Source organism: Allobosea sp. OK403 (assembly GCF_900113835.1).
Lineage (GTDB): Bacteria > Pseudomonadota > Alphaproteobacteria > Rhizobiales > Beijerinckiaceae > Allobosea.
In genome coordinates this window covers 209,793-232,351 of record NZ_FOQV01000002.1, presented here as the reverse complement: position 1 = coordinate 232,351, position 22,559 = coordinate 209,793, and the positions used below count along the sequence as shown (strand labels likewise).

At 66.4% G+C, this 22,559-nt stretch carries 18 protein-coding genes and 1 pseudogene; 16 read left to right on the top strand and 3 right to left on the bottom strand.

What is annotated here, in order from left to right; all coding sequences use genetic code 11:
* Window positions 1-39: 39 nt before the first annotated feature.
* Both BMZ97_RS06925 and BMZ97_RS06920 read left to right on the top strand, forming a co-directional pair.
* Window positions 40-1,629, top strand: a complete 1,590-nt coding sequence (locus tag BMZ97_RS06925; RefSeq protein WP_175525457.1) for a carboxylesterase/lipase family protein — start codon at window positions 40-42, stop codon at window positions 1,627-1,629.
* Between the two features lie 77 nt (window positions 1,630-1,706).
* Window positions 1,707-1,855 (top strand): annotated as a pseudogene (locus BMZ97_RS06920) (cupin domain-containing protein); the annotation flags it as partial.
* Window positions 1,856-1,900: 45 nt separating this feature from the next.
* On the opposite strand, the gene BMZ97_RS06915 reads toward BMZ97_RS06920, so the two are convergent.
* The gene (locus BMZ97_RS06915; RefSeq protein WP_092167023.1) at window positions 1,901-2,605 is read right to left on the bottom strand and encodes a ribonuclease activity regulator RraA; all 705 of its coding nucleotides are present in this window, start codon (window positions 2,603-2,605) and stop codon (window positions 1,901-1,903) included.
* A 457-nt stretch (window positions 2,606-3,062) separates the two neighbouring features.
* Here BMZ97_RS06915 and BMZ97_RS06910 point away from each other — a divergent pair, with 457 nt between their 5' ends.
* From BMZ97_RS06910 to BMZ97_RS06865, 10 genes are all read left to right on the top strand, one after another.
* A complete protein-coding gene (locus BMZ97_RS06910) occupies window positions 3,063-3,989 on the top strand; it encodes a LysR family transcriptional regulator (protein ID WP_092167022.1) in 927 nt (308 codons plus the stop codon).
* Between the two features lie 473 nt (window positions 3,990-4,462).
* Window positions 4,463-5,452, top strand: coding sequence for an iron ABC transporter substrate-binding protein (locus BMZ97_RS06905; protein ID WP_244546346.1), 990 nt, complete (start codon window positions 4,463-4,465; stop codon window positions 5,450-5,452).
* An 81-nt stretch (window positions 5,453-5,533) separates the two neighbouring features.
* Window positions 5,534-7,126: an ABC transporter permease gene (locus BMZ97_RS06900; RefSeq protein WP_092167018.1), complete on the top strand. Its 1,593-nt coding sequence runs from the start codon at window positions 5,534-5,536 to the stop codon at window positions 7,124-7,126.
* A complete protein-coding gene (locus tag BMZ97_RS06895) occupies window positions 7,123-8,178 on the top strand; it encodes an ABC transporter ATP-binding protein (protein WP_092167017.1) in 1,056 nt (351 codons plus the stop codon). The genes BMZ97_RS06900 and BMZ97_RS06895 overlap by 4 nt, the downstream gene beginning before the upstream one ends.
* A gap of 398 nt (window positions 8,179-8,576) precedes the next feature.
* Window positions 8,577-10,169 (top strand): ABC transporter substrate-binding protein, encoded by a 1,593-nt coding sequence (locus BMZ97_RS06890; RefSeq protein WP_092167015.1) that lies wholly within the window; start codon window positions 8,577-8,579, stop codon window positions 10,167-10,169.
* 122 nt (window positions 10,170-10,291) lie between these two features.
* Window positions 10,292-11,305, top strand: a complete 1,014-nt coding sequence (locus BMZ97_RS06885; protein WP_092167013.1) for an ABC transporter permease — start codon at window positions 10,292-10,294, stop codon at window positions 11,303-11,305.
* Window positions 11,306-11,318: 13 nt separating this feature from the next.
* Window positions 11,319-12,272 carry an ABC transporter permease gene (locus tag BMZ97_RS06880; protein ID WP_092167012.1) on the top strand — a complete coding sequence of 318 codons (954 nt, stop codon included), beginning with the start codon at window positions 11,319-11,321 and terminating at the stop codon, window positions 12,270-12,272.
* A 178-nt stretch (window positions 12,273-12,450) separates the two neighbouring features.
* On the top strand, window positions 12,451-14,151 hold the full coding sequence (locus BMZ97_RS06875; protein ID WP_092167010.1) for a dipeptide ABC transporter ATP-binding protein: 1,701 nt from the start codon (window positions 12,451-12,453) through the stop codon (window positions 14,149-14,151).
* Window positions 14,152-14,303: 152 nt separating this feature from the next.
* Window positions 14,304-14,684, top strand: coding sequence for an oxalurate catabolism protein HpxZ (hpxZ, locus tag BMZ97_RS06870; protein ID WP_092167008.1), 381 nt, complete (start codon window positions 14,304-14,306; stop codon window positions 14,682-14,684).
* 85 nt (window positions 14,685-14,769) lie between these two features.
* Window positions 14,770-15,456 (top strand): GntR family transcriptional regulator, encoded by a 687-nt coding sequence (locus BMZ97_RS06865; RefSeq protein WP_092167006.1) that lies wholly within the window; start codon window positions 14,770-14,772, stop codon window positions 15,454-15,456.
* Between the two features lie 3 nt (window positions 15,457-15,459).
* Here the strand turns inward: BMZ97_RS06865 and atzF are convergent, their stop codons facing one another.
* Window positions 15,460-17,259, bottom strand: coding sequence for an allophanate hydrolase (gene atzF, locus BMZ97_RS06860; protein ID WP_092167005.1), 1,800 nt, complete (start codon window positions 17,257-17,259; stop codon window positions 15,460-15,462).
* A 270-nt stretch (window positions 17,260-17,529) separates the two neighbouring features.
* On the opposite strand from atzF, the gene BMZ97_RS06855 reads away from it, so the two are divergent.
* Genes BMZ97_RS06855 through BMZ97_RS06840 form a run of 4 tightly spaced genes read left to right on the top strand, consistent with a single transcriptional unit; the run spans window position 17,530 to window position 21,456 of the window.
* Complete coding sequence (locus tag BMZ97_RS06855; protein ID WP_092167003.1) at window positions 17,530-18,216, top strand: cysteine hydrolase family protein; 687 nt, start codon at window positions 17,530-17,532, stop codon at window positions 18,214-18,216.
* Window positions 18,217-18,236: 20 nt separating this feature from the next.
* Window positions 18,237-19,847 (top strand): regulator, encoded by a 1,611-nt coding sequence (locus BMZ97_RS06850; protein ID WP_092167001.1) that lies wholly within the window; start codon window positions 18,237-18,239, stop codon window positions 19,845-19,847.
* Window positions 19,844-20,068: a DUF4089 domain-containing protein gene (locus BMZ97_RS06845; protein WP_092166999.1), complete on the top strand. Its 225-nt coding sequence runs from the start codon at window positions 19,844-19,846 to the stop codon at window positions 20,066-20,068. Before BMZ97_RS06850 ends, BMZ97_RS06845 begins: the two co-directional genes overlap by 4 nt.
* A 26-nt stretch (window positions 20,069-20,094) precedes the next feature.
* Window positions 20,095-21,456: an AtzE family amidohydrolase gene (locus BMZ97_RS06840; RefSeq protein WP_244546345.1), complete on the top strand. Its 1,362-nt coding sequence runs from the start codon at window positions 20,095-20,097 to the stop codon at window positions 21,454-21,456.
* A 63-nt stretch (window positions 21,457-21,519) separates the two neighbouring features.
* Here BMZ97_RS06840 and mbfA read toward each other — a convergent pair whose 3' ends face one another.
* Complete coding sequence (gene mbfA, locus BMZ97_RS06835; protein WP_092166995.1) at window positions 21,520-22,512, bottom strand: iron exporter MbfA; 993 nt, start codon at window positions 22,510-22,512, stop codon at window positions 21,520-21,522.
* Window positions 22,513-22,559 lie beyond the last annotated feature (47 nt).

Here is a 22,559-nt window from a genome sequence, read left to right as displayed (position 1 = left end):
GGTTTGGCGATGTTTCGGATCGATCGAAGGACTGTTCTCGTGGGTCTATCGAGCACGCTTTCCGCTAGGGCGCTGGGGCAGAACATGCCGGTGGTCGAGACCGCGAGTGGCAAACTGCAGGGCCTGATGCAAGAAAGCGCCACCGCCTTCTTCGGCATCCCCTACGCCGCCGCCCCCGTCGGACCGCTACGCTATCGCGCGCCGCAGCCGGCCGCGCCCTGGGCTGGTGTACGCGACGCGGGCAAGCCGGGCGCAGCTTCGATCCAGAACTTGGCGGGCGCGGCTGCCTGGCTCTACGACGGCGCCGACCCGCAATCGGAAGACTGCCTTTTCCTCAACGTCTGGACGCCCTCTACTCAAGGCAAGCGGCCGGTGATGGTCTGGCTCCATGGCGGCGCCTGGCGCACCGGCCATGGCCTCGTCGCCGGCACGAACGGCGCGGCACTGGCCGCGCGCGGCGACGTCGTCGTGGTGACGGTGAATTACCGGCTCGGCGTCCTGGGCTGGCTGGCACATCCGGAGCTCAAGGACGAGCGCTCGGGCACCTTCGCGAATTGGGGGCATCAGGACCAGATCGCGGCGCTGCGCTGGGTGAAGGACAACATCGCCGCGTTCGGCGGCGATCCGACGCGGGTGACTCTCTTCGGCCAGTCGGCCGGCGGGCAGAGCGTCGCGACGATCGCCCAGAACCCCGCCAATGCCGGACTGTTCGACAAGGTCATTATCCAGAGCGGCTCGCTGCACGGCGCCCCCGGATTTCCTGAGCCCGACACCGCGGCTGCCTATGCGGAGGCGCTGGCGAAGCGGCTCGGGACCAGCATCGCCGGCCTGCGTGAGCTTCCCGCCCGACAGCTCCACGACGCCGAGCTTCAGCTGGCGCGCGATCCAGCCATGGTGCGCTCGCTCGGGCGCCCGCCAATCCTGCCTGTGCTCGATGGCAAGGTATTGATGGCCTGGCCACGTGACGGGCAATTGCCGGCCGTCCCCGCGCTGATCGGCACGACCCGCGACGAAGGCGTGTTCTGGTACGATCTGGTCAATCCCGACGGCACGGCTGTGGGCGGGCTGAAGTCGCCGCAGACTGAGGCCGAGTTGCAGGCGATGATCCGCGATCTGGTCGCGATCTATCGCCCGGAGGCAGCGCATCTGCCGGTGGCTGAGATCGTCGAGGCCTATCGGTCCAGCGCGACGCCGGTCGGGAGCGGTGATCCGAAAAGTCTCGGGATTGCCGCGTATGGCGACATCGTCTTCCGCCTGCGCGCGCTCGAGGCCGCCAGGCGCCATGCGCGGGCCGGGCAGCCTGCCTATCTCTACGAATTCGATCAACCCCTCGCGCCACCGGCGCGAGGGGTGCCGCACACGGCGGAGATCCCGTTCGTCTTCGGCACCTATCGCCACCCGTTCTTCAGCGCCAAGGTGGGAGCTGGCCAGGCCGAAGCCAGGCTGTCCGAGTTGATGCTGGCAAGCTGGGCCCGTTTCGCACATACCGGCGCGCCCGCTTCCGATATCTCGGGCGCCTGGCGGCCCGTCTCACCGGACGGCAAGGGCATCAATATCCTCGGCGGCGAAAGCGGCTATCAGCTTGCCGACGCCGTCCAGCCGGGACGCACCGCGGCTTGGAAGATCTGAGGCGCCTTATCGCATTGCCGCCCTGATCCTTTTTTGAGACGCGTTAGCGACGCCCGGCGAGGGACACAGGTCCCAACTGCCGGATCTTGTCCGGCCTCTCCGTCGTGAGGAGAGCGGCGAAGCTCACACGGTCAAGGCAGGCGACAGCGTCGTCCTGCGCGCCGGCTTCAAGGGGGCCTGGGACGTCATCGAGACGACCCGCAAGGACTATGTGATCCGGGCTTGAGGCAGCACGGCGGGCGGCGACCGGCGCCACCCTTCGTTCGAGGTCTCAGATCTTGGCCTTGCTGGCCCCGTAGCGGGCCTTGTTCTCGGCGTTGGGCGGATAGAGTCCCGGCAGAGCGGCACCGGCCTCGACCTCCTGCATGATCCAGGCTTCCAGACGCTCCTGTTCGGGCGCGGCTTCGAGCACGGCGTCGATCAGGGCGGCGGGGATCAGGACCGCGCCATCGTCATCGACCACGATGATGTCGTCGGGGTAAATGGCGACGCCGCCGCAGGCGATCGGCTCCTGCCAGTTGACGAAGGTCAGTCCCGCGACGGAGGGGGGAGCCGCCGCGCCCTGGCACCAGACGGGCAGGCCGGTGGCGAGCACGCCGGCGACATCGCGCACCACGCCGTCGGAAATCAGCGCCGCCACGCCCTTCTTCGCCATGCGGGCGCAGAGGATGTCGCCGAAGATGCCGGCATCGGTGACGCCCATGGCGTCGACCACAGCGATGCAGCCATCCGGCATCGCCTCGATCGCGGCGCGGGTCGATTTCGGCGAGGACCAGGATTCCGGCGTAGCGAGATCCTCACGGGCCGGCACGAAGCGCAAGGTGAAGGCGCGCCCGACGAGGCGCGGCTGGCCGGGCCGCAGCGGCTTGGTGCCGCGGATCCAGACGTTGCGGAGCCCCTTCTTGAGCAGGATCGTGGTGAGGGTGGCGGTCGTCACCTTCGACAGGATTTCGATGATCTGGGCATTGGTGGCCATGCTAAAAGTCGCTTTCATGGGTGGGGGTTGGACATAGCGGTTCGCCCGGCGCGCAAGCGTCGACGCAGCCGTCGATCAGATTGAGCCCGAGCAGCGCCATCGCGGTGGGTCAGCTGGATCGCCTGCGCGGCAGCGGCATCGTTGGGGCTTAAGACTGTCGCTGCGAACGGCTTTGATTCATCGTGCTCACGGTCCCTTCCTGCCCCTCGTGGTCCGATTGGCGCATCGTTGCGTCAGCCCGTCCAATCTAGCATCGGGATCGACCGCCATAAGCCGCACTTACAGAAGCGCTGGCGGGCCGCGATATGCCAGCAAGGGTTTGAGAAATATCGTAAAAATTCCAGGACGCCCTAGTGGTGCACCGGTCTGAACGGCAGGTGGGAGCGGCCTAGTTTGACGGCCCCGTACCAAAATGAAAGATGTGTTCTCTCGCTTTCGGTTTTAAGAGAATCTGCAAATGGAGACACGTTTCCTCCAGACCCTGTTGACGGTGGTGGAGACGGGATCGCTGACGCAGACCGCGCGCCTGCTGAACGTGACGCCATCGGCGGTCGTCCAGCGGATCAAGGCGCTGGAGGATGAGATCGGCTCGCCGCTGATCCAGCGCTCCGGCAATGCGATGGGACCGACCGCGGCCTGCGCCGCGATCCTCGCCGATGCGCGCCTGGTCGTCAGCGCGGCCGGCGACATCAAGGCGGCGGCGTCCGGCCCGCTCGATGTCGGCCTGCTCAGGATCGGGGTGATTCATACGGTGCTGAGCGGCCTGCTGCCCGACATCCTGCTGGCGCTGAAGCGCGACCGGCCCAGGATCGAACTCTATATCCTGCCCGGCACCTCGACGGATCTCTATCCGCGGGTGCTCGATGGCACGCTCGATGCCGTGATCGCCATCAAGCCGAACTTCAACCTCCCGAAAACGCTCGATTGGCTGCTGCTGCGGCAGGAGCCGCTCCTGGTCATCGCGCCGAGATGGACCACGGAGCACGATCCGGTCGTCATCCTGAAGAACGAGCCCTTCATCCGTTACGACCGGAACCATTGGGGCGGGCGCACGGTCGATCAGTTCCTGCGCGCGCAGCGCATCCGCCCGCGCGAGCAATATGAGCTGGATTCGCTCGAGGCGATCACGGTGCTGGTCGACCGGGGGCTTGGGGTCTCCCTGATCCCCGACTGGCTGCCGCCCTGGCCCCAGGGTGTTGCCGTCCGCAAGATCGCCATCGCGGACGCGCCTTTCCGCTCTATCGGATTGCTCTGGCCGAAGGTGTCGCGGCGTTTGCCATTGATCCGGGCCTTTGCCGAGGAGGTCGCCATCGCTGCGACCACGAAGAACCAAGCGATGCTCCGCGCTCCCGCGGCAAAGGGCCGGCCGGCGCGGGCGATCTGAGCCGGTGGGCGATCCCGGTCAGGCGCCAGGCTGGACCCCGAACTGACGCGCGACCTCCTGGGCGAACTCGGCTAGGCCGGGCCAAGCCCCCATCAATGCCAGCGGAAGGCGGCCGTGAAGACGAGGTCTGGCACGATGAGCGAGGTCTGGACGATGCGGAGGCGTCCCTCCATCCGCTTCTTTTGAAGGCCTCCGGAGCTCCACGATGGATGCCGGGGCCGCAGCTCTGCTCGCGCGGGATGACGGCGCGTAGGAAATTGAGACAGCGCCATCGCTTGATGCGCGTTTTGCGCCTTTTTCCGGTCAAATCACGAATTCGCGCGCGTGTTTGTCCTAGTTTGTAATTATTATAAGGAAAAAACATAGAAATTGACAGCTTCCGGCTGCGGGAATCTAAGCCTCGATACTTGGTCCGCCTCCCCTGAAGGACCGGAGTTGCAGAGGTTGTCATGACATTGATGCCGTCTTCCCTGATGCGCGCCGCCGTGCTCGCCTTGATCCTGTCCGGTGCGTCGCACGCGGCACGCGCTGCCGATGAGGGCATTACGGTCTATAATGCGCAGCATGAAAGCCTGACCAAGGCCTGGGCCGACGGTTTCACCAAGGAAACCGGTATCCAGGTGACGATCCGCAAGGGCGGCGACACCGAACTCGCCAACCAGATCGTCCAGGAAGGTGCGGCTTCGCCCGCCGACGTCTTCGTCACTGAGAATTCGCCCGCGATGGTGCTGGTCGAGAAGGCCGGGCTGTTCGAAGCCTTGCCCAAGGACGTGCTGGCGCAGGTGCCGGCGAATTTCCAGCCGGCGAGCGGGCGCTGGGTCGGCGTCGCCGCGCGCAGCACCGTCTTCGCCTATGACACGCGCAAGCTGAAGGAGGCCGACCTGCCGAAGTCGCTGCTCGATCTCGCGGACGCGAAGTGGAAGGGTCATTGGGCCGCTTCGCCCTCGGGCGCCGACTTCCAGGCGATCGTCGGAGCGCTGCTCGAGCTCAAGGGCGAGAAGGTCACGACTGAGTGGCTCAAGGCGATGAAGGCGAACTCCACCGCCTATCGCGGTAACAGCGTTGCCATGAAGGCGGTCAATGCCGGCGAAGTCGATGGCGCGGTGATCTACCATTATTATTATTTCGGCGATCAGGCGAAGACGGGCGAGAACAGCAGCAATGTCCGGCTGCACTATTTCCGCAATGGGGATCCGGGCGCCTTCCTCAGCACGTCCGGCGCCGGCGTGCTGGCTTCGAGCAAGCATAAGGAGCAGGCCGAGGCCTTCGTGAAATGGATGACCGGCAAGCGCGGCCAGGCCGTGCTGCGGGACGGCGACAGCTTCGAATACGCCATCGCCACGGGTGCTGAATCGAACCCGAAGCTGGAGCCGATCGCACAATTGCAGGCGCCGAAGGTCGAGCCTTCCAAGCTCGACAGCAAGAAGGTCTCCGAATTGATGACGGCGGCGGGGCTGCTTTGAGGTCTCGGTTATAAGGGGCGATGGCGTGACTCGTGTCGCGCCGTCGCCCCGCTTCTTCTTTTAGCTGGTTCGATAGCGTTCATGTCTGTGCAGGCGCAGCCCTTGCGAGCCTATCCCGTCATCGCGACGCAGCCCTTGCCGCTGCGCCGCGTTCGGCAACTCGCGGCCAAATCCCTGTTCGGGCTGGCGGCGCTGGTTTCGCTCGTCGCGCTGCTGCCGCTCGGTTTCATCCTCTGGATCACGGCCCAGACCGGCTGGGAGACGGCGTCGGCCCTGATCTTCCGTGCGCGCGTCGGCGAATTGCTGGTCAATACCGCGCTGCTCGAAGTGCTGACCCTGCCGCCCTGCATCGTGCTGGCGGTGGCGCTCGCCTGGCTGACTGAACGCAGCGACGTGCCGGGCGCGCGGCTCTGGTCCTGGCTCGCGGTCGCGCCGCTGGCAATCCCGGCCTTCGTGCAGTCCTATGCCTGGGTCGGCGTCGCGCCGGGGATGCACGGGCTTTTTGCCGCGGTTTTCGTCTCGGTTCTGGCCTATCTGCCGTTTCTCTATCTGCCGGTCGCGGCCCAATTGCGCCGCCTCGACCCGGCGATGGACGATGCCGCCGCTTCGCTGGGGCTCACGCCCTGGCGGGTGTTCCTGCGTGTCGTGCTGCCGCAATTGCGGATCGCGCTTTGCGGCGGCTCCTTACTGATCGGCCTGCATCTGCTCGCCGAATACGGCCTCTACGCGATGATCCGCTTCGACACCTTCACCACCGCGATCGTCGACCAGTTCCAGTCGAGCTATAATGGGCCGGCCGCGAACATGCTGGCGGGCGTGCTCGTGCTCTCCTGCCTCGGCTTGCTCGGGCTCGAGCTGCTGATCCGGGGCGATGCGCGCTATGCCCGGGTCGGGTCGGGCGCGCCGCGCCCGACCTCGCGCCGCCGTCTTGGCCGGGCGCGCTGGGTTTCCATGCTCCTGCCGCTCGCGCTGAGCGGGCTTGCGCTCGGCGTCCCAGTCTATGCGCTCGGCCGCTGGCTCATCGCCGGCGGCAGCGAGATCTGGCAGGCGCGGGAGCTGGCCTCGGCCTTCGGCGAGACCTTGCTCTATGCCGCCGGCGGAGCGCTGGCGACGACGCTTGCGGCGATCCCGATGGCCTGGCTTTCGGTGCGCGCGCCGGGCCGGCTGCAGAGGGTTCTGGAAGGCTGCCATTACTATGTCGGCGCCTTGCCCGGCGTCGTGGTCGCACTCGCCTTGGTCACGATCACGGTCAGGGTCGCCTTGCCGCTTTACCAGACGGTCGCGACCGTGCTGCTCGCCTATGGTTTGATGTTCCTGCCGCGCGCGCTGGTAGGCCTGCGCGCAGGCATCGCGCAGGTGCCAGTCGAGCTGGAGCGCGCCGCGATCGCGCTCGGACGCAGGCCGATAGGCGCGATCTTCTCGGTGACGATGCGGCTTGCGGCACCGGGCGTGGCCGCCTGCATGGCGCTCGTCGCCATGGGGGTCACCACCGAATTGACGGCGACACTGATGCTCGCGCCTAATGGCACGCGCACGCTCGCGACCGAGTTCTGGGCGCTGACGAATGAGCTCGACTATGCGGCAGCCGCGCCTTATGCGGCGCTGATGATCGCATTGTCCCTGCCTCTGACGGCGCTCCTGCACGCGCAATCGCGACGGGTAGCCGGACAGTGAGCCTTCTCGACGTTACCGGCCTGAGCAAGCGCTACGGTCCACAGATCGCGCTGGATGGCGTTGATCTCACCGTGCCGGCGCGTAGCCGTACGGCGATCGTCGGCCCTTCCGGCTCCGGCAAGACCACGCTGCTGCGCATCATCGCCGGTTTCGACGCGCCCGATGCCGGCCGCGTGACACTGAACGGCCAGGTGCTGGCGGACGGACCATTGATCGCGCCGGCGCATCTGCGCGGCATCGGCTATGTGCCGCAGGACGGGGCGCTGTTCCCGCATCTGAGCGTGGCCGAAAATATCGGCTTCGGGATCGAGGCCGGTGACCCGGAGCGCGACCAGCGCATCAACGAGTTGATGGAGATGGTCGAGCTCGATCGTGTCATGCTGCACCGGCGCCCCCATGAACTTTCCGGCGGCCAGCAGCAGCGCGTGGCGTTGGCCCGGGCGCTGGCGCGCCGCCCGGCACTGATGCTGCTCGACGAGCCGTTCTCGGCGCTGGATACGGGTTTGCGCGAGGCGGTGCGTAAATCGGTGATGCGGGTGCTGCGCCAGGCCGGCACCACCGCGATCATGGTGACGCATGATCAGGCCGAGGCATTGTCCTTCGCCGATCAGGTCGCGGTGCTGCGGGGAGGGCGGCTGATGCAGGTCGGTGCGCCGGGCGCACTCTACTGGCAGCCGAAGGACCGCGAGACCGCGCTCTTCCTTGGCGATGCGACCATGCTGCAGGCGCAATTGGGCGAGGGCTTCGTCGATTGCGTGCTCGGGCGCATTCCGGCCGAGACCGGCGAGCGGCGCGGCCCCGGCGAGATCATGCTGCGGCCGGAGCAGATCAGCCTCTCGCCAGCCGCGACCGGCCCCGAGGAGACTGCCGCCTGTCATGGCGAGGTCGAGGAGGTCGAGTTCGGCGGGGCGCTCTGCGCCATCACCGTAGGGGTCGGATTCGAGGAGGCGCGGATACGCGTCCTCGTCCGCTCGCCGGGCCGCGATCTGCCTCTGCCGGGCGCGCGCGTCCGGCTCTCCGTACACGGCGGCGCGCATATCCTCGAGCGGTAGAGTCTGCGACCGGTAACGCCGTCCAACCGTGTCTTCGATGCGGGCAGTTGGATAAATTGCTTATGAAATAGGCTGAAATTGCCATCGTGCATACAAGATGCATGTAATCTGGCCAAGAGCCTGCCGCAGCGTGCATTGATGCGCTTCATTCGGCAAGCGCCGTCGATCGAGAACTGAGACGCCGCTTCTGGCGCGAAAGCGCAGTAATTGCGGGGAAAATCGGCTTCTGCCGCGCTGTGGCGCCGCCGTGCGAGGCCGGATGTGGCTGTCGGCGCCGCGCTTTCGTTGGAGATCTGGGGCGGCACGCTCTGTGCATGACAGGGGCATCTTTCCACCGCCGGCGCCACTCCAGGGCTGCTGGCGCATGCCAGCCTGTCCGCGCATCGAGGGATCGTTCCATGACAATCACACGCCGCACTGCCATCGCTGCCGGCCTCAGCCTGCCTTTCGCCCGTGGCGGCGCTGCCCAGGCCCAGGCGCCGAGCCGCAGCGAGACGCTGCTGCTGGTGCAGGAATACGGCCCCAACAGCCTGGACATGCAGGGCATCGGCTCGTCGCAGCCGGTCAATGGCGTGGCGCTGAACTGCTATGATCGGCTGCTGCGCTTCAAGCCGGTGCCGATTCCGGGCGGCGGCGGCAATACGATCGCGATGGGCGAACTCGAAGGCGAATTGGCGGAAAGCTGGCAGCTTGCCCCGGACGGCATGAGCTGCACCTTCAAGCTACGCGACGCCACCTTCCATTCCGGGCGCAAGGTCACCGCCAAGGACGTCAAATGGTCGCTGGACCGCGCGGTCTCGATCGGGGGCTTCGCTACAACGCAGATGAATGCCGGCTCGCTGGAGAAACCCGAGCAATTCGTCGTGGTCGACGACAAGACGCTGCGCATCGATTTCATCCGCAAGGACAAGATGACGCTGCCGAACCTGGCCGTCACCATTCCCTTCGTGTTCGACTCCGAGCTCGCCATCAAGAATGGCGGCGACGACCCCTGGGCCAAGGACTATCTCAAGAACAACATCGCAGGCTCCGGCGCCTACAAGGTCGAGAGCTGGAAGCCCGGCGTCGAGACCATCTATGTCCGCAACGACGCCTGGACCTGCGGCAAGCTGCCGAGCCTGCGCCGCATCATCGCGCGCGACATCGCCTCGCCCTCGACCCGCCGGGCCCTGATCGAGCGTGGCGACGCTGACATCTCCTACGGTCTGCCGCCGAAGGACTTCAAGGATCTGGCTGACGCCGGCAAGGTCAATGTCGTCGGCGTGCCGATCCCCAACGGCGTCTGGGGCTGCTATCTCAACACGCAGGTCGGGCCGTTCAAGGATGTCCGCCTGCGCCAGGCGGTTGCCTGGGTGATGCCCTATGAGAAGATGCTGCAGGCCTCGCTGTTCGGCCGCGGCGTCGACATGTCCGGCGGGCCGGAGACGCCCAAGGTCGCCTGGCCGCAGCCCTTCCCCTACAAGACCGACGTCGCCAAGGCGAAGGCGCTGGTCGATGCAGCCGGCGGCGGCTTCTCGACCACGCTGCTGTTCGATGCCGGCAATGCGACGGTGGCCGAGCCGATGTCGGTGCTGATCAAGGAGGCGCTCGCAACCATCGGCATCAATGTCGAGATTTCGAAGGTGCCTGGCGCCAACTTCCGCGGCGAAATCCAGAAGAAGACCAATCCGATGGTCCTCAACCGCTTTGCCGGCTGGCTCGACTATCCCGACTATTATCTGTTCTGGACGATGCACGGCAACAATTCGATCTTCAACATCGCCGCCTACCAGAACCCGGCGCTGGACAAGCTGGTCGACGAGGCCCGCTTCACTGCCGACAAGGCGACCTACGACAAGAGCGTCGTCGAGTTCATCAAGCTGGTGAACGTCGAGGTGCCGATGGTGCCGATCGCCCAGCCGACCCATGACGTCGCCATGCAGAAGTCGATCGGCGGCTATCAGTTCCAGCCCTGCCGCGAGCCGGATTTCCGCTACCTGACGAAGGGGTGAGCGGCCCGTTCGTCATGCTCGGGCCAGACCCGAGCATCTCCTGACTGAGATTCTCGGGTCTGCGCTTCGCTGCGCCCGAGAATGACGACGCGGTTCCCGAACCTGTTGAAGGAGGCCAAGCCATGCTCAAAATGATAGGCCAGCGCCTTATGACGACCATTCCGTCGATCATCGGCGTGATCATCGTCACCTTCCTGCTGACGCGGGTCCTGCCGGGCGACACTGCCGCCTATTTCGCCGGCCCCGCGGCGTCGCCTCAGGCCATCGCCGAGATCCGCGGCAAGCTCGGTCTCGACCAGCCGCTGCCGGTGCAATTCGTCTCCTATGTCACGGCATTGCTGAAGGGGGATCTCGGCCAGTCGCTGACGACCGGCCAGCCGGTGACCAGGGACATCGCCGCGAGGCTGCCGGCCTCGGCCGAGCTCACGCTGGCGGGGCTCATTCTCGCCATGGCGGTGGCGCTGCCGTTGGGCGTGCTGGCGGCGGTGAAGCAGGGCTCCTGGATCGACCATCTCTGCCGGATCGTCGCGACGGCGGGCGTCTCGTTGCCGGTGTTCTTCACCGGGCTCTTGCTGGTCTATGTTTTCTACTTCCTGCTTGGCTGGTCTCCGGCGCCACTTGGGCGGCTCGACGTCTTCGCTTCCGAGCCACCTGGCGTCACCGGTTTCCTGCTGATCGACATGCTGCTTGCGCGCGATCTTGAGGGTTTTCGCGCTGCCTTCTCGCAGCTCATCTTGCCGGCCGTGACGCTCGCCATCTTCTCGCTCGCACCGATCACCCGGATGACGCGGGCCTCGATGCTGGCGGTGCTCGGCGCCGATTTCGTCCGCACGGCGCGCGCCAGCGGCCTGACCAATGGCAAGGTCATCGGAACCTATGCCTTCCGCAACGCGATGCTGCCGGTGGTGACGACGCTCGGCATGGTGTTCTCCTTCCTGCTCGGTGCCAATGTGCTGGTCGAGAAGGTGTTTGCCTGGCCAGGCATCGGCTCCTATGCGGTCGAGGCGCTGATCGCCTCGGACTACGCCCCGATCCAGGGGTTCGTGCTGACCATGGCGGTGATGTATGTCGCGCTGAACCTCATGATCGACGTGCTCTACGGCGTCATCGATCCCCGCGTCAGGCTGGAGGGTTGAGGCCGTGAACGACATGTCCCAAATCCTCAAAAAAGAACCCGAGCCCGCTCCCGGCGAAGCCCTGTCGGCGGAGTCTTTGCCGGCCAAGTCTTCACCGGTATTGCGCTTCGAGGCGCCGCCCTCGACCAGTCTGTGGGCGCATGCGCGCTATATCGTGACGGAGAACCCGGTGACGGGGCTCGCCTTCGGGCTGTTTGCGCTGATCCTGCTGGCGGCGCTGATCGGCCCCTCGATCGTGCCTTATGATCCTCTGGCCTCGAACACCAATGCGGCGCTGCAGGCGCCAAGCCGTGCGCACTGGTTCGGCACGGACCAACTCGGCCGCGACATCTTCAGCCGCGTCATCGCAGCGACCAGGCTCGATTTCTCGATCGCGGTGTTCTCGGTCGCGCTCGTCTTCGTGCTTGGCGGGCTTGCCGGCGTCATGGCCGGCTTCTTCGGCGGCTGGGTCGACAAGCTGGTCGGGCGGATCGCCGACACGATCATGGCATTCCCGCTCTTCGTGCTGGCGATGGGTATCGTCGCGGCGCTTGGCAACAGCGTCACCAATATCGTGCTGGCGACGGCGATCATCAATTTCCCGCTCTATGCCCGCGTCGCACGCGCGGAGGCGAATGTCCGCCGCGAGGCCGGTTTCGTGCAGGCGGCGCGGCTCTCCGGCAATTCCGACTGGAGGCTGTTGCTGACGCAAATCCTGCCCAACATCATGCCGATCATGGCGGTGCAGATGTCGCTGACCATGGGCTATGCCATCCTGAACGCGGCCGGCCTCTCCTTCATCGGCTTGGGCGTACGCCCGCCGACGCCTGAATGGGGCATCATGGTCGCGGAAGGGGCGAGCTTCATCGTCTCCGGGGAATGGTGGATAGCCTTCTTTCCGGGCTTGGCCCTGATGATCGCGGTGTTCTGCTTCAACTTGCTCGGCGACGGGGTGCGCGATCTCGTCGATCCGCAGCGGAGGAATTGATGGGTACGCTCATGAACCTCTCCGTCATTCCGGGGCTCGCGCAGCGAGAGCCCGGAACCCAGAACCGCAGGTCGAACTCCAGCAGTCATGACCGTCGCGTCCTGTCTTTTGTAACCTGCGATTCTGGGTTCCGGGCTCGACGCTGTGCGTCGCCCCGGAATGACGGGGAGGCTCTGGCATGACCTCTCCGCCCCTCCTCGACATCAAGAACCTCACCGTCGAATTCGCCACGCGCCGCGGCGCCGTCCAGGCCGTCAAGTCGATCGACATCCAGGTCGCCAAGGGCGAGACGGTCGCGATCGTCGGCGAGTCCGGCTCGGGCAAGTCGGTGACCTCTTATGCCGTGGTGCGCATCCTCGACCGGGCAGGCCGTGTCGCCGAGGGCGCGATCTCGTTCTCCGGCATCGACCTCGTCACGGCTGACGAGGCGCAGATGCGCGATCTGCGCGGGCGCGAGATCTCGATGATCTTCCAGAACCCGCGCGCAGCGCTGAACCCGATCCGCAAGGTCGGCCGGCAGATCGAGGACGTGTTGCTCCAGCATGTCCAGGCGACGCGCGCGACCGCCAGAGAGAAGGCGATCGAGGCCCTGACCAAGGTCAAGATCGCCCGCCCCGAGGAGCGTTACGATGCCTATCCCTTCGAGCTCTCCGGCGGCATGTGCCAGCGCGTGGTGATCGCGCTTGCGCTCGCCTGCCAGCCGCAATTGCTGATCGCCGACGAGCCGACGACGGGTCTCGACGTGACGACGCAGAAGGCGGTGATGGATCTGATCGTCGAACTCACGCGCGAGCGTGGCATGTCGACCATCCTGATCACCCATGATCTCGGGTTGGCGGCGGCTTATTGCGACCGGGTCGTGGTGATGGAGAAGGGCAAGGTGGTGGAGACGGCCGCCGCCGCCGATATCTTCCGCAATCCGCAGCACCCCTATACGCGCAAGCTGATGCAGGCGACGCCACGCATTGGCATGTCGCTTGCCGATCTGTTGCCGGATGCGCCAAAGGGGCCGCCTGCCGAGGCGAAGGCGCCGCAGGTCACGCCCGCGGGGGCCGAGCCGCTGATGCGGGTCGAAAACCTGGTCAAGGCGTATCCGCGCCCTTCGGCGGGCAGCTTCCTCGCCAAGTTCACGGGCAAGGTGGAGCCGGAGAAAGCCGCCTTCCGCGCGGTCGACGGCATCAGCTTCACGCTCGCCAGGGGCGAGACGCTCGGCCTCGTCGGCGAGTCCGGCTGCGGCAAGTCGACGACCTCGATGATGATCACGCGACTGATCGACCCCAGCGGCGGGCGCATCGTCTTCGACGGCGCCGATATCGGCGCGATCCCGGCCAAATCCTTCGCGGTCTCGCCAATGCGCCGGCGCATCCAGATGGTGTTCCAGGACCCGACCGACAGCCTGAACCCGCGCTTCACCGCCGAGCGGGCGATTGCCGACCCGATCCTGCGCATGGGCGGGATTTCGGGTCGCGATGCCCTGCGCGCCCGCTGCGAGGAGCTGGCGCGGCTCGTCGGCCTGCCGGTCGAACTGATCGACCGCTTTCCGCATCAGCTCTCAGGCGGGCAAAAGGCGCGGGTCGGCATCGCGCGCGCCATCGCGCTCGACCCCGATCTCGTCATCCTGGACGAGCCGACGGCGGCGCTCGATGTCTCCGTGCAGGCGGTGGTGCTGAACCTGCTGGAGGAGCTGAAGGGGCGGCTCGGCATGAGCTATCTCTTCGTCTCGCATGATCTCAACGTGGTGCGGCTGCTCTGCGACCGGGTCATCGTGATGAAGACCGGCGCGATCGTCGAGGAGGGCACAGCCGAGGCGGTGTTGGGCAATCCGCAGGCGGCGTACACAAGGGAATTGCTGACCGCGATTCCGCATCCGCCGATGTGATGCCAACCCATGTCATTGCGGGGCGCGGCAAAGCCGCGAACCCGGAACCCACGACCGGGCGATCCATTCCTGCCCCCAAAGCTCACCCGGTCGTGGGTTCCGGGTTCTTCGCGTTGCGAAGCCCCGGAATGACAGTAATTTGGAGGAAACGAGTGAAGATCAACGACCCCGCCGTGCTTGCCGAAGTCGAGGCCGCGTTTGCCGCTTATGAGACGGCGCTGACGACCAATGACGTTGCGACGCTGGATGCACTGTTCAAGGACAGCCCGCAGACATTGCGCTACGGCGTCGGCGAAAATCTCTACGGCTATGCCGAAATCGCGGCCTTCCGTGCGGCCCGCTCGCCGGTGGGGGTGATGCGCACGATCGAGCGCACCGTCGTCACTGCTTACGGCGATGCCATGGCCACGGCCAACACGCTGTTCCGGCGCGACAGCATGCCCGGCAAGATCGGGCGGCAAAGCCAGACTTGGGTCAAGTTCCCGGAAGGCTGGCGGGTCGTCAGCGCCCATGTCAGCGTGATCGCGGAATGACGCCCGGTTGCGTTGCGCCATGACCCTCACGCTCTGGCCTGCTAAGCAGGTGGCTGCGCTTCCGCTGAATTCCCGGTCCTGATCCATGCCGCCTCGCCGCGCCGCCGCCGTTGGACTTAAGCCCGCAGCCCCGCCGCGCACGCGCACGGAAAGCTTGCGGCTCCAGATCGCCGACGAGATCGTCTCGGGCGCGCTCGAGCCCGGCACGCCGCTCGATGAGCAGGAGCTCGCCGCGCGTTTCGGCGTCTCGCGCACGCCGGTCCGGGAGGCAATCCGCCAGCTCTCGAGCTCGGGGCTGGTCAGCGTCAGGCCGCATCGCGGCGCGGTGGTGGCGCTGCCGACGCCGAGCCAGCTCCACGACATGTTCGAGGTCATGGCGGAGCTCGAAGGGCTCTGCGCCGGGCTTGCTGCCCGCAACATGACGGTGCCGGAGCGGCGCGGGCTCGAAGCGCTGCACCACGCCTTGCGCACGCTCGTCCATGAGGGCGACCCTGCGCGCTATCACGAGACCAATGAGGCCTTCCACGCCGCGATCTATGCCGGCACGCATAATGGCTATCTCGCCGAGCTCACCTTGATGACTAGGGCGCGCGTCGCGCCGTTTCGCCGGGCACAGTTCCGCGCCACCGGGCGGCTGGGTGGCTCCTACCAAGAGCACGAGATGATCGTGCAGGCGATCCTGCGCGGCGATCAGGCCAGCGCGAGTGAGGCGATGCGGGCCCATATCGGCATCGTGCGCGATGCCTTCAGCAGCTATGCCGAGGCGCGGTGAGGCTTACGCTGGGCTCACCTGCGCCGAGACATAAGCCCGCCAGCCGCCATATTCCGTGACGTCGCGCGCACCTTCCGTGGCGATGGCCTCGCAGAGGAAGCCCTTCACCCGCGTACCATCCGCCAAAGCGAGCGTGCCGATGCCGAGCGGGGAGGGGATGCCGGCGACGAAGCGGCCAAAACCTTCCGCTGGCAGCGCCCAGACTTCGAGTGTGACCATCGCGCCCTGGCCGGGTGCAACGCGCACCAGGCCGGGCCGGGCCGGCGGTCCGCCGGGGAGGGCGAAGAGGCGGTAATCGGCCGTGGTCGTCGTTGCGCGCAGGAAGCTTGCTCCGAGCGTGGTCAATTCGCCGTTCAACGGCATGCCGGAAAGATGCGCGCCGACGACGGCGATCTCGATCGTGCTGGGCGCAGGGGCGATGGGCCGCGCCGCCAGCGCCGGCGCGTTTGTGCCCGTCGCGCCCAAGGTCAGGCCGGATGCGGCATGGAAGGCGCGGCCGAGGCCGGCCAGCCCCGCGTCATGGCCGCTTGGCGCGATGAAGGTGACGCCCGCTGCCGTGCCATCTTCGGTCAGGCTCACCGGCACGGCGAGCGCGCACATGTCGAGCAGGTTCACGAAATTGGTGTAGCGGCCGAGCATGGAGTTCTGGCCGATGGGGTCTGCCGCCATCTGCGCCAGCGTGACCGGGCGTGGTGCTGTCGGCACCATCATCGCGTCGACGCCGTTCAGGGCCCTCTTCGCAGCCAGTGCGAGTTCAGCCAGCTTGTAGCGCGCGGCGAAGGTATCGGCTGCGTCCGGCAGAGGCTTGCCGGCGATGACCTGCCGGATCACCGGCAGGATCGCCTCGGCGTCACGCGCCAGCAGGTCGCGGATTGCGAGAAAGCGTTCCGCGACCCAGGGGCCGTCATAGAGCAGGCGGGCAGTGTCGTAGAACGGTGTCATGTCGAGCGGCACGATCGTCGCGCCGAGCGAGCGAGCGCGTTCGACTGCCAGCGCGAAGCTTTTCGCGGCCTCGGCATCGCCGTCGAAATCGAGATCGGCGGGCCCTGGAATGCCGAGCTTGAACTGCGGCGGGATCGCGCCCGGCTGGCCGAGAGGGACAGGGCGGGAAAAAGGATCGGTGATATCCGGCCCCGCGATCACCTCCAGTACCAAGAAGGCGTCGTCGGTCGTCAAGGCGAAGATGGAGACGCAATCGAGCGTGCGGCAGGCGGGCACGACGCCGGCTGTCGGCACGAGGCCGAGGCTGGGCTTCAGGCCGACGAGGTTCTGCAGGCCGGCGGGCACGCGGCCCGAGCCTGCCGTGTCCGTGCCCAGCGCAACCGGGACGATGCCGGCCGCGACCGCGCTGGCCGACCCCGAGCTGGAGCCGCCGGGAACCAGATCGGCGCGTAGGGCGTTGCGCGGCACGCCATAGGGCGAGCGTGTGCCGTTCAGCCCGGTAGCGAACTGGTCGAGATTGGTCTTGCCGATGATGATCGCACCCTGCGCACGCAGCCGCGCTACGGCGCTGGCGTCCGCGATCGGCATATAGGCGAAGGCCGGGCAGGCCGCCGTGGTGGCCAAGCCGGCGACGTCGATATTGTCCTTTACCGCAACCGGCACGCCCCAGAGCTTGCGGCCGCGCGGACCCTCGGCCTGGAGGCGTTGCGCCTCCCTTAGAGCCTCGGCCTCGGGCCGCAGGCTGACGAAGATGGCTGCGTCGCCATGGCCGCGGTGGCGCGCATAGCTGGCGGCGATCGTCTGGGCGATCGTGACGCTGCCGTCGAGATGGTCGGCAAGGAGGGCGCTCAGTGTCGGCACGGCTGGGTCTCTCGATGAAGGGCTATAAAACAGGCAGTTATCCGCTTAATGCATACAAAGATTATGCACGTCCGCGATAGGCAGCTCCGACGTCTGCCCCGGCTTTTGGGGGGAATTTTGGTTTCGGTGAAATGGCGGTTCTGATTTCCATCTGATTCCAAAACCTTATGACTATCTCTCTCGGCGGAGGGTCGGTCGGTCAGGCTCGTTCGCTTTCAGGCATAGCCCTTGCAAAGCCCGTTCCGTTCGCCAGTGACGGGAGCGTTTTCGGTGAGCCGGTCCGAGATTCCAGCCCAGCCTTTTCCGCTCAGCGTTGATTTCGCGCGCACCGCGCTCGTGATCATCGACATGCAGCGCGATTTCCTGGAGCCGGGTGGGTTCGGGGCAGCGCTCGGCAATGATGTCTCGCTGCTCGTCGCGGCTGTCAGACCCTGCCAAGCCGTCCTGGCCGGAGCGCGCGAAGCCGGCATGCTGGTGATCCATACCCGCGAGGGGCACAGGCCGGATCTGTCGGATGCACCGCCGGCCAAGGTTTTGCGCGGCGATCCGAAGAAGCGCATCGGCGCGGCAGGCCCGATGGGGCGCATCCTGATCCGGGGCGAGCCCGGCCATGACATCGTTCCGGCGCTCGCGCCCCTGGCCGGTGAACCGGTGATCGACAAGCCCGGCAAAGGTGCCTTCTACCAGACCGATCTCGATCTCATGTTGCGCAATCGCGGCATCGAGACGCTGCTCGTCACCGGCGTGACGACTGAGGTCTGCGTCCACACCACGGTGCGCGAGGCGAATGATCGAGGCTATCGCTGCCTCGTGCTCGGCGACGCCTGCGCCTCCTATTTCCCGGAATTCCACGAGGTGGGCTTAGCGATGATCGCGGCCCAGGGCGGGATTTTCGGCTGGGTTTCCACGACAGGCGAGGTGCTGGCAGCGCTCGATGCTGCCAAGCGCGCTGCCTGAACGCAACATAGGAGGGGGATATGGCGACGGCGACCGCGGCGACGACCTCACCGAAACTCTGGACGCCGGGCGACTGGAACGCCCTGTTCGGCTTCGGCACCAATATCCTGGTCAATCTGCTGGTGTTGACCGGCCTGCTGCAATTTGTGCTGAAGATGCCGGGCGAGATCGTCTTCGGGCGTATCCTGCCAGCGCTTGGGCTGATGATGGCCCTCTCGACCGGCTATTATGCATGGCTCGCTTACAAGCTGGCGAAGAAGACCGGCCGCGACGATGTCTGCGCGCTGCCCTCGGGTATCAGCGTGCCGCATATGTTCGTCGTCACCTTCGTGATCATGCTGCCGATCGCCTCGATGACCGGCGATCCGGTCAAGGGTTGGGAGGCGGGGCTCGTCTGGGTCTTCTTCCAGAGCTTCATCCTGATGATCGGCGGCTTCATCGCGCCCTATATCCGCAAGATCACGCCGCGCGCGGCGCTGCTCGGCACGCTGGCTGGCGTCTCGATCGCCTTCATCTCGATGCGTCCGGCGCTGGAGATCTTCCTGACGCCGACGATCGGGCTCACTTGCCTTGCGATCATCCTGGTGAGCTGGTTCGGCGGCGTGCGCTATCCCAGGGGCATTCCGGCGGGGCTTGTCGCCATCGCTTTCGGCATGGTCATCGCCTGGGGTTCGGCGCTGCTGGGGCTCGATGTCGGTGGCCTGAGCCTTGCCAAGCTCGGCGCGGCCTTCTCGACCTTCGGCTTCTCGCTGCCGCTGCCGGCGGTTGACCACGTCTTCTCGGGCTTCAGCTATCTCGGCGTCATCCTCGTCACCGCGATCCCCTTCGGCATCTACGATCTCGTCGAGGCGATGGACAATGTCGAGAGCGCGGAGGCGGCGGGCGACCATTACCCGACGACGCGGGTGCTGACGGCCGACGGCATCGTCAGCCTGATCGGCTGCCTGATGGGCAACCCCTTCATCAACGCGGTCTATATCGGCCATCCCGGCTGGAAGGCGATGGGCGGGCGCATCGGCTATTCCGCCGCGACCGGGCTGATCGTCGTTGTGCTGTGCTGGTTCGGGGTCATCGCGCTCTTGCTGGCGCTGATCCCGATCGTCGCGATCTCGCCGATCCTGCTCTATATCGGCATGCTGATCGGCGCGCAGGCCTTCCAGACCACGCCGGTGAGCCATGCGCCGGCGATCGTTTTGGCGCTGACGCCGCATCTCGCCGCCTGGGCCAAGGTGCTGATCGACGGAGCGCTTGGGGCCGCCGGCACCAATGCAGCGGCGGTCGGCATCGACAAGATGGCGAATATGGGCGTGCTCTATCATGGCCTCGAACTGATGGGCGGCGGCGCGATCCTGTCGGGTCTCGTGCTCGGCGCTATCGCCGTCTTCGTCATCGAGAAGCAGTTTTTACACGCGGCGGCGTTCGCGGCAGCAGGCGCCATCCTCACCTATTTCGGGCTGATGCATGGCGAGGCGATCGGCATCGGCAAGGGGCTCGGTGTGACGCCCTCGATCAGCCTCGCCTATGCGATGGTGGCGGGCTTCCTCTATCTCTGCTCGCGCTCGCTGGTCGGGGCCGAGGCGCCCAAGCCCATGATCTCCGAAGCGCAGGGCGTATTGGAACCGGCTGAATGAGCCAGATGAAACCTGCCTTCGACGCCGCACGCCATCTCGACGCGATGGCCCCGGCGCTGGGTCTGACGATCACGGAGGAGCAGCGCCCCGGCGTGTTGCAGTTCCTTGGTGTCGCGTATCTGATGTCGGAGATCCTGCACGCGGCTCCGTTCGACGACGCCTCCTTCGAGCTCGCGCCGGTGTTCCGGCCGGGCCGGACCAGTGACGGAGAGCCTGCGTGAGTTTCGATGCCTTCACGCCGGCTCATCTGATCGCGGCGCAGATCAGGGATGGCGCGATCTCGGCCGAGGCCGTCGTCACTGGCTTCCTCGACCGGATCGCGAGGATCAATCCGCAGGTCAACGCCTTTACCGACGTCACCGCTGAGCGGGCTTTGGGGCGGGCGCGTAGCATCGACGCGGCGCGCATTGCGGGCAAGACGCTGGGGCCTCTGGCGGGCGTACCCTTCGCAGCCAAGAATCTCTTCGACATTGAGGGCCTGCCGACGCGGGCTGGTTCCAAGATCAATCGCGAACGCGCGCCGGCGCCGCGCGACGCCGTGCTGATCGAGCGGTTGAGCGCGGCCGGCTCAGTGCTCGTGGGCGGGCTCAACATGGGCGAGTACGCCTATGACTTCACCGGCGAGAACGCCCATGACGGCGCTTGCCGCAATCCGCATGATCTTGCGCGGATGGCTGGCGGCTCGTCGTCAGGCTCCGGTTCCGCAACGGCGGCGGGGCTCGCTCCGCTATCGCTGGGCTCGGACACCAATGGCTCGATCCGCGTGCCGAGTTCACTCTGCGGTGTCTTCGGGCTTAAACCCACTTATGGCCGCCTGCCGCGCACGCGCAGCTTTCCGTTCTGCGACTCGCTCGACCATCTCGGCCCCTTTGCCCGCGACGTGACCGATCTCGCCATGGCCTATGACGCGATGCTGGGAGGCGACGCGCATGATCGCGCCTGCGCGCAACGGGTGGTCGAACCGGTGCTGCCGACATTGACGCATGGTGTCTCGGGCTTACGCATCGCGGTGGCCGGCGGGTATTTCGCGACCGACGGCATGCCGGAGGCCGATGCGGCGGTGAAGGCGGTGGCCGGAGCGCTTGGCGCGACGCGGAATCTGGTGCTTGAAGGGGCAGGCATCGCCCGCGCCGCGGCCTTCCTGATCACCAATGCCGAGAGCGCCGCCTTCCATCTCGATCGCTTGCGAGCGCGGGCCGATGACTTCGATCCCGAGACGCGTGACCGCTTCCTCGCCGGAGCGATGCAGCCGGCGGCCTGGTACATCCAGGCGCAAGCGGCGCGGCGCTGGTTCCATGACGAGATGATGCGGGTCTTCGCCGATGTCGACCTGATCATTGCCCCGGCGACGCCTTGTCCGGCGCCGGAAATCGGCCAGAAGACACTGAGCTTGCGCGGCGAGACCGTGCCGCTGCGGCCCAATCTCGGCCTGTTCACCCAGCCGATCTCCTGCGTCGGCCTACCCGTCGCGGCCGTGCCGGTGTTCGGCGCGGGATTGCCGATCGGCGTACAGGTGATCGCCGCGCCCTGGCGCGAGGATGTGTGCCTGCGCGCGGCTTATGCGCTGCAGCTGGCTGCGGTGTGCGTGGCGAAGGCGCCGGAGCTCTGATCGGTCATTCCGGGGCGCGCCAAAGGCGCGAACCCGGAATGACGGAGGTGATGCTGGCCTGCCTTACGCCCCGCCGATTAATATCCCCGCCGCCAGCACGAGCCCGCCGCCGAGCACGACCTGGAAGGCGGCGCGTAGGAAGGGCGTTTCCATGAAGCGGTTCTGGATCCAGACGATGGCCCAGAGCTCGACGAAGACGACGACCAGCGCGATCGACGTGGCGGTCCAGAAATGCGGGATCAGATAGGGCAAAGCGTGGCCAAGGCCGCCGAGCGCCGTCATCACGCCCGAGGCCAGACCGCGCTTCCAGGGTGCACCGCGGCCCGAGATCTTGCCGTCGTCATGAGCCGCTTCGGTGAAGCCCATCGAGATGCCGGCGCCGACTGAGGCCGAGAGGCCGATCAGGAAGGTGGTCCAGGGATTCTGGGTCGCAAAGGCGGTGGCGAAGATCGGGGCGAGCGTCGAGACGGAGCCGTCCATCAGCCCGGCAAGGCCGGGCTGGACCCAGGTCAGGATGAACTGGCGCTTGGCGGCCATATCCTCGTCGGCGCGGGCCTCGCCGCCGAGATGCGTTGCGGTCAGGTCTTGCGCCCTGGTCTCATGCTTGGCTTCGGCTGCCGCCAATTCGCCGAGCAGCTTGCGGGTATCGATATCGCTCGAACGCCCGGCCGCCGCGACATAGAAGTCGCGGGCCTGACGCTCCATGTCCTCCGCCTCTTCCCGCATGCGGTCGAGGCCGAGATTCTCGACCAGCCAGACCGGCTTGCGTGTGTAGAAATCGGACACATGCTCGCGGCGGATCGGCAGGATGACGTCGCCGAAACGATGCTGGTAGAGGTCGATCAGCCGTCTGCGGTGCTCGTCCTCCTCCTCCGCCATGCCGTCGAAGATCGCAGCCGAGGCGGCATAGTCGCCGCGCAGCTTCTGCGCGTAGATGGCATAGATGCGGCCATCCTCCTCCTCGGAGGAAATCGCCAGCGCCAGGATTTCCTTCTCCGACAGATCGTCGAAGCGGCGTTTGCCGGTGAGGCCGGGCAGGGAGAAGCGCGAGAGCATGTGAGATCTCTAGTTTAGAATAATTCTAGATTAGAGACCTCCGCGCC

Bases quoted from the DNA above. Each gene is read 5' to 3' on its own strand.
- BMZ97_RS06905 (WP_244546346.1), top strand. From the start codon at position 4,463: ATGCGCGCCGCCGTGCTCGCCTTGATCCTGTCCGGTGCGTCGCACGCG.
- mbfA (WP_092166995.1), bottom strand. From the start codon at position 22,512: ATGCTCTCGCGCTTCTCCCTGCCCGGCCTCACCGGCAAACGCCGCTTC.
- BMZ97_RS06865 (WP_092167006.1), top strand. From the start codon at position 14,770: ATGCCGCCTCGCCGCGCCGCCGCCGTTGGACTTAAGCCCGCAGCCCCG.
- BMZ97_RS06915 (WP_092167023.1), bottom strand. From the start codon at position 2,605: ATGGCCACCAATGCCCAGATCATCGAAATCCTGTCGAAGGTGACGACC.
- BMZ97_RS06845 (WP_092166999.1), top strand. From the start codon at position 19,844: ATGAGCCAGATGAAACCTGCCTTCGACGCCGCACGCCATCTCGACGCG.
- BMZ97_RS06875 (WP_092167010.1), top strand. From the start codon at position 12,451: ATGACCTCTCCGCCCCTCCTCGACATCAAGAACCTCACCGTCGAATTC.
- BMZ97_RS06910 (WP_092167022.1), top strand. From the start codon at position 3,063: ATGGAGACACGTTTCCTCCAGACCCTGTTGACGGTGGTGGAGACGGGA.
- BMZ97_RS06890 (WP_092167015.1), top strand. From the start codon at position 8,577: ATGACAATCACACGCCGCACTGCCATCGCTGCCGGCCTCAGCCTGCCT.
- BMZ97_RS06885 (WP_092167013.1), top strand. From the start codon at position 10,292: ATGCTCAAAATGATAGGCCAGCGCCTTATGACGACCATTCCGTCGATC.
- BMZ97_RS06900 (WP_092167018.1), top strand. From the start codon at position 5,534: ATGTCTGTGCAGGCGCAGCCCTTGCGAGCCTATCCCGTCATCGCGACG.
- BMZ97_RS06850 (WP_092167001.1), top strand. From the start codon at position 18,237: ATGGCGACGGCGACCGCGGCGACGACCTCACCGAAACTCTGGACGCCG.
- BMZ97_RS06880 (WP_092167012.1), top strand. From the start codon at position 11,319: ATGTCCCAAATCCTCAAAAAAGAACCCGAGCCCGCTCCCGGCGAAGCC.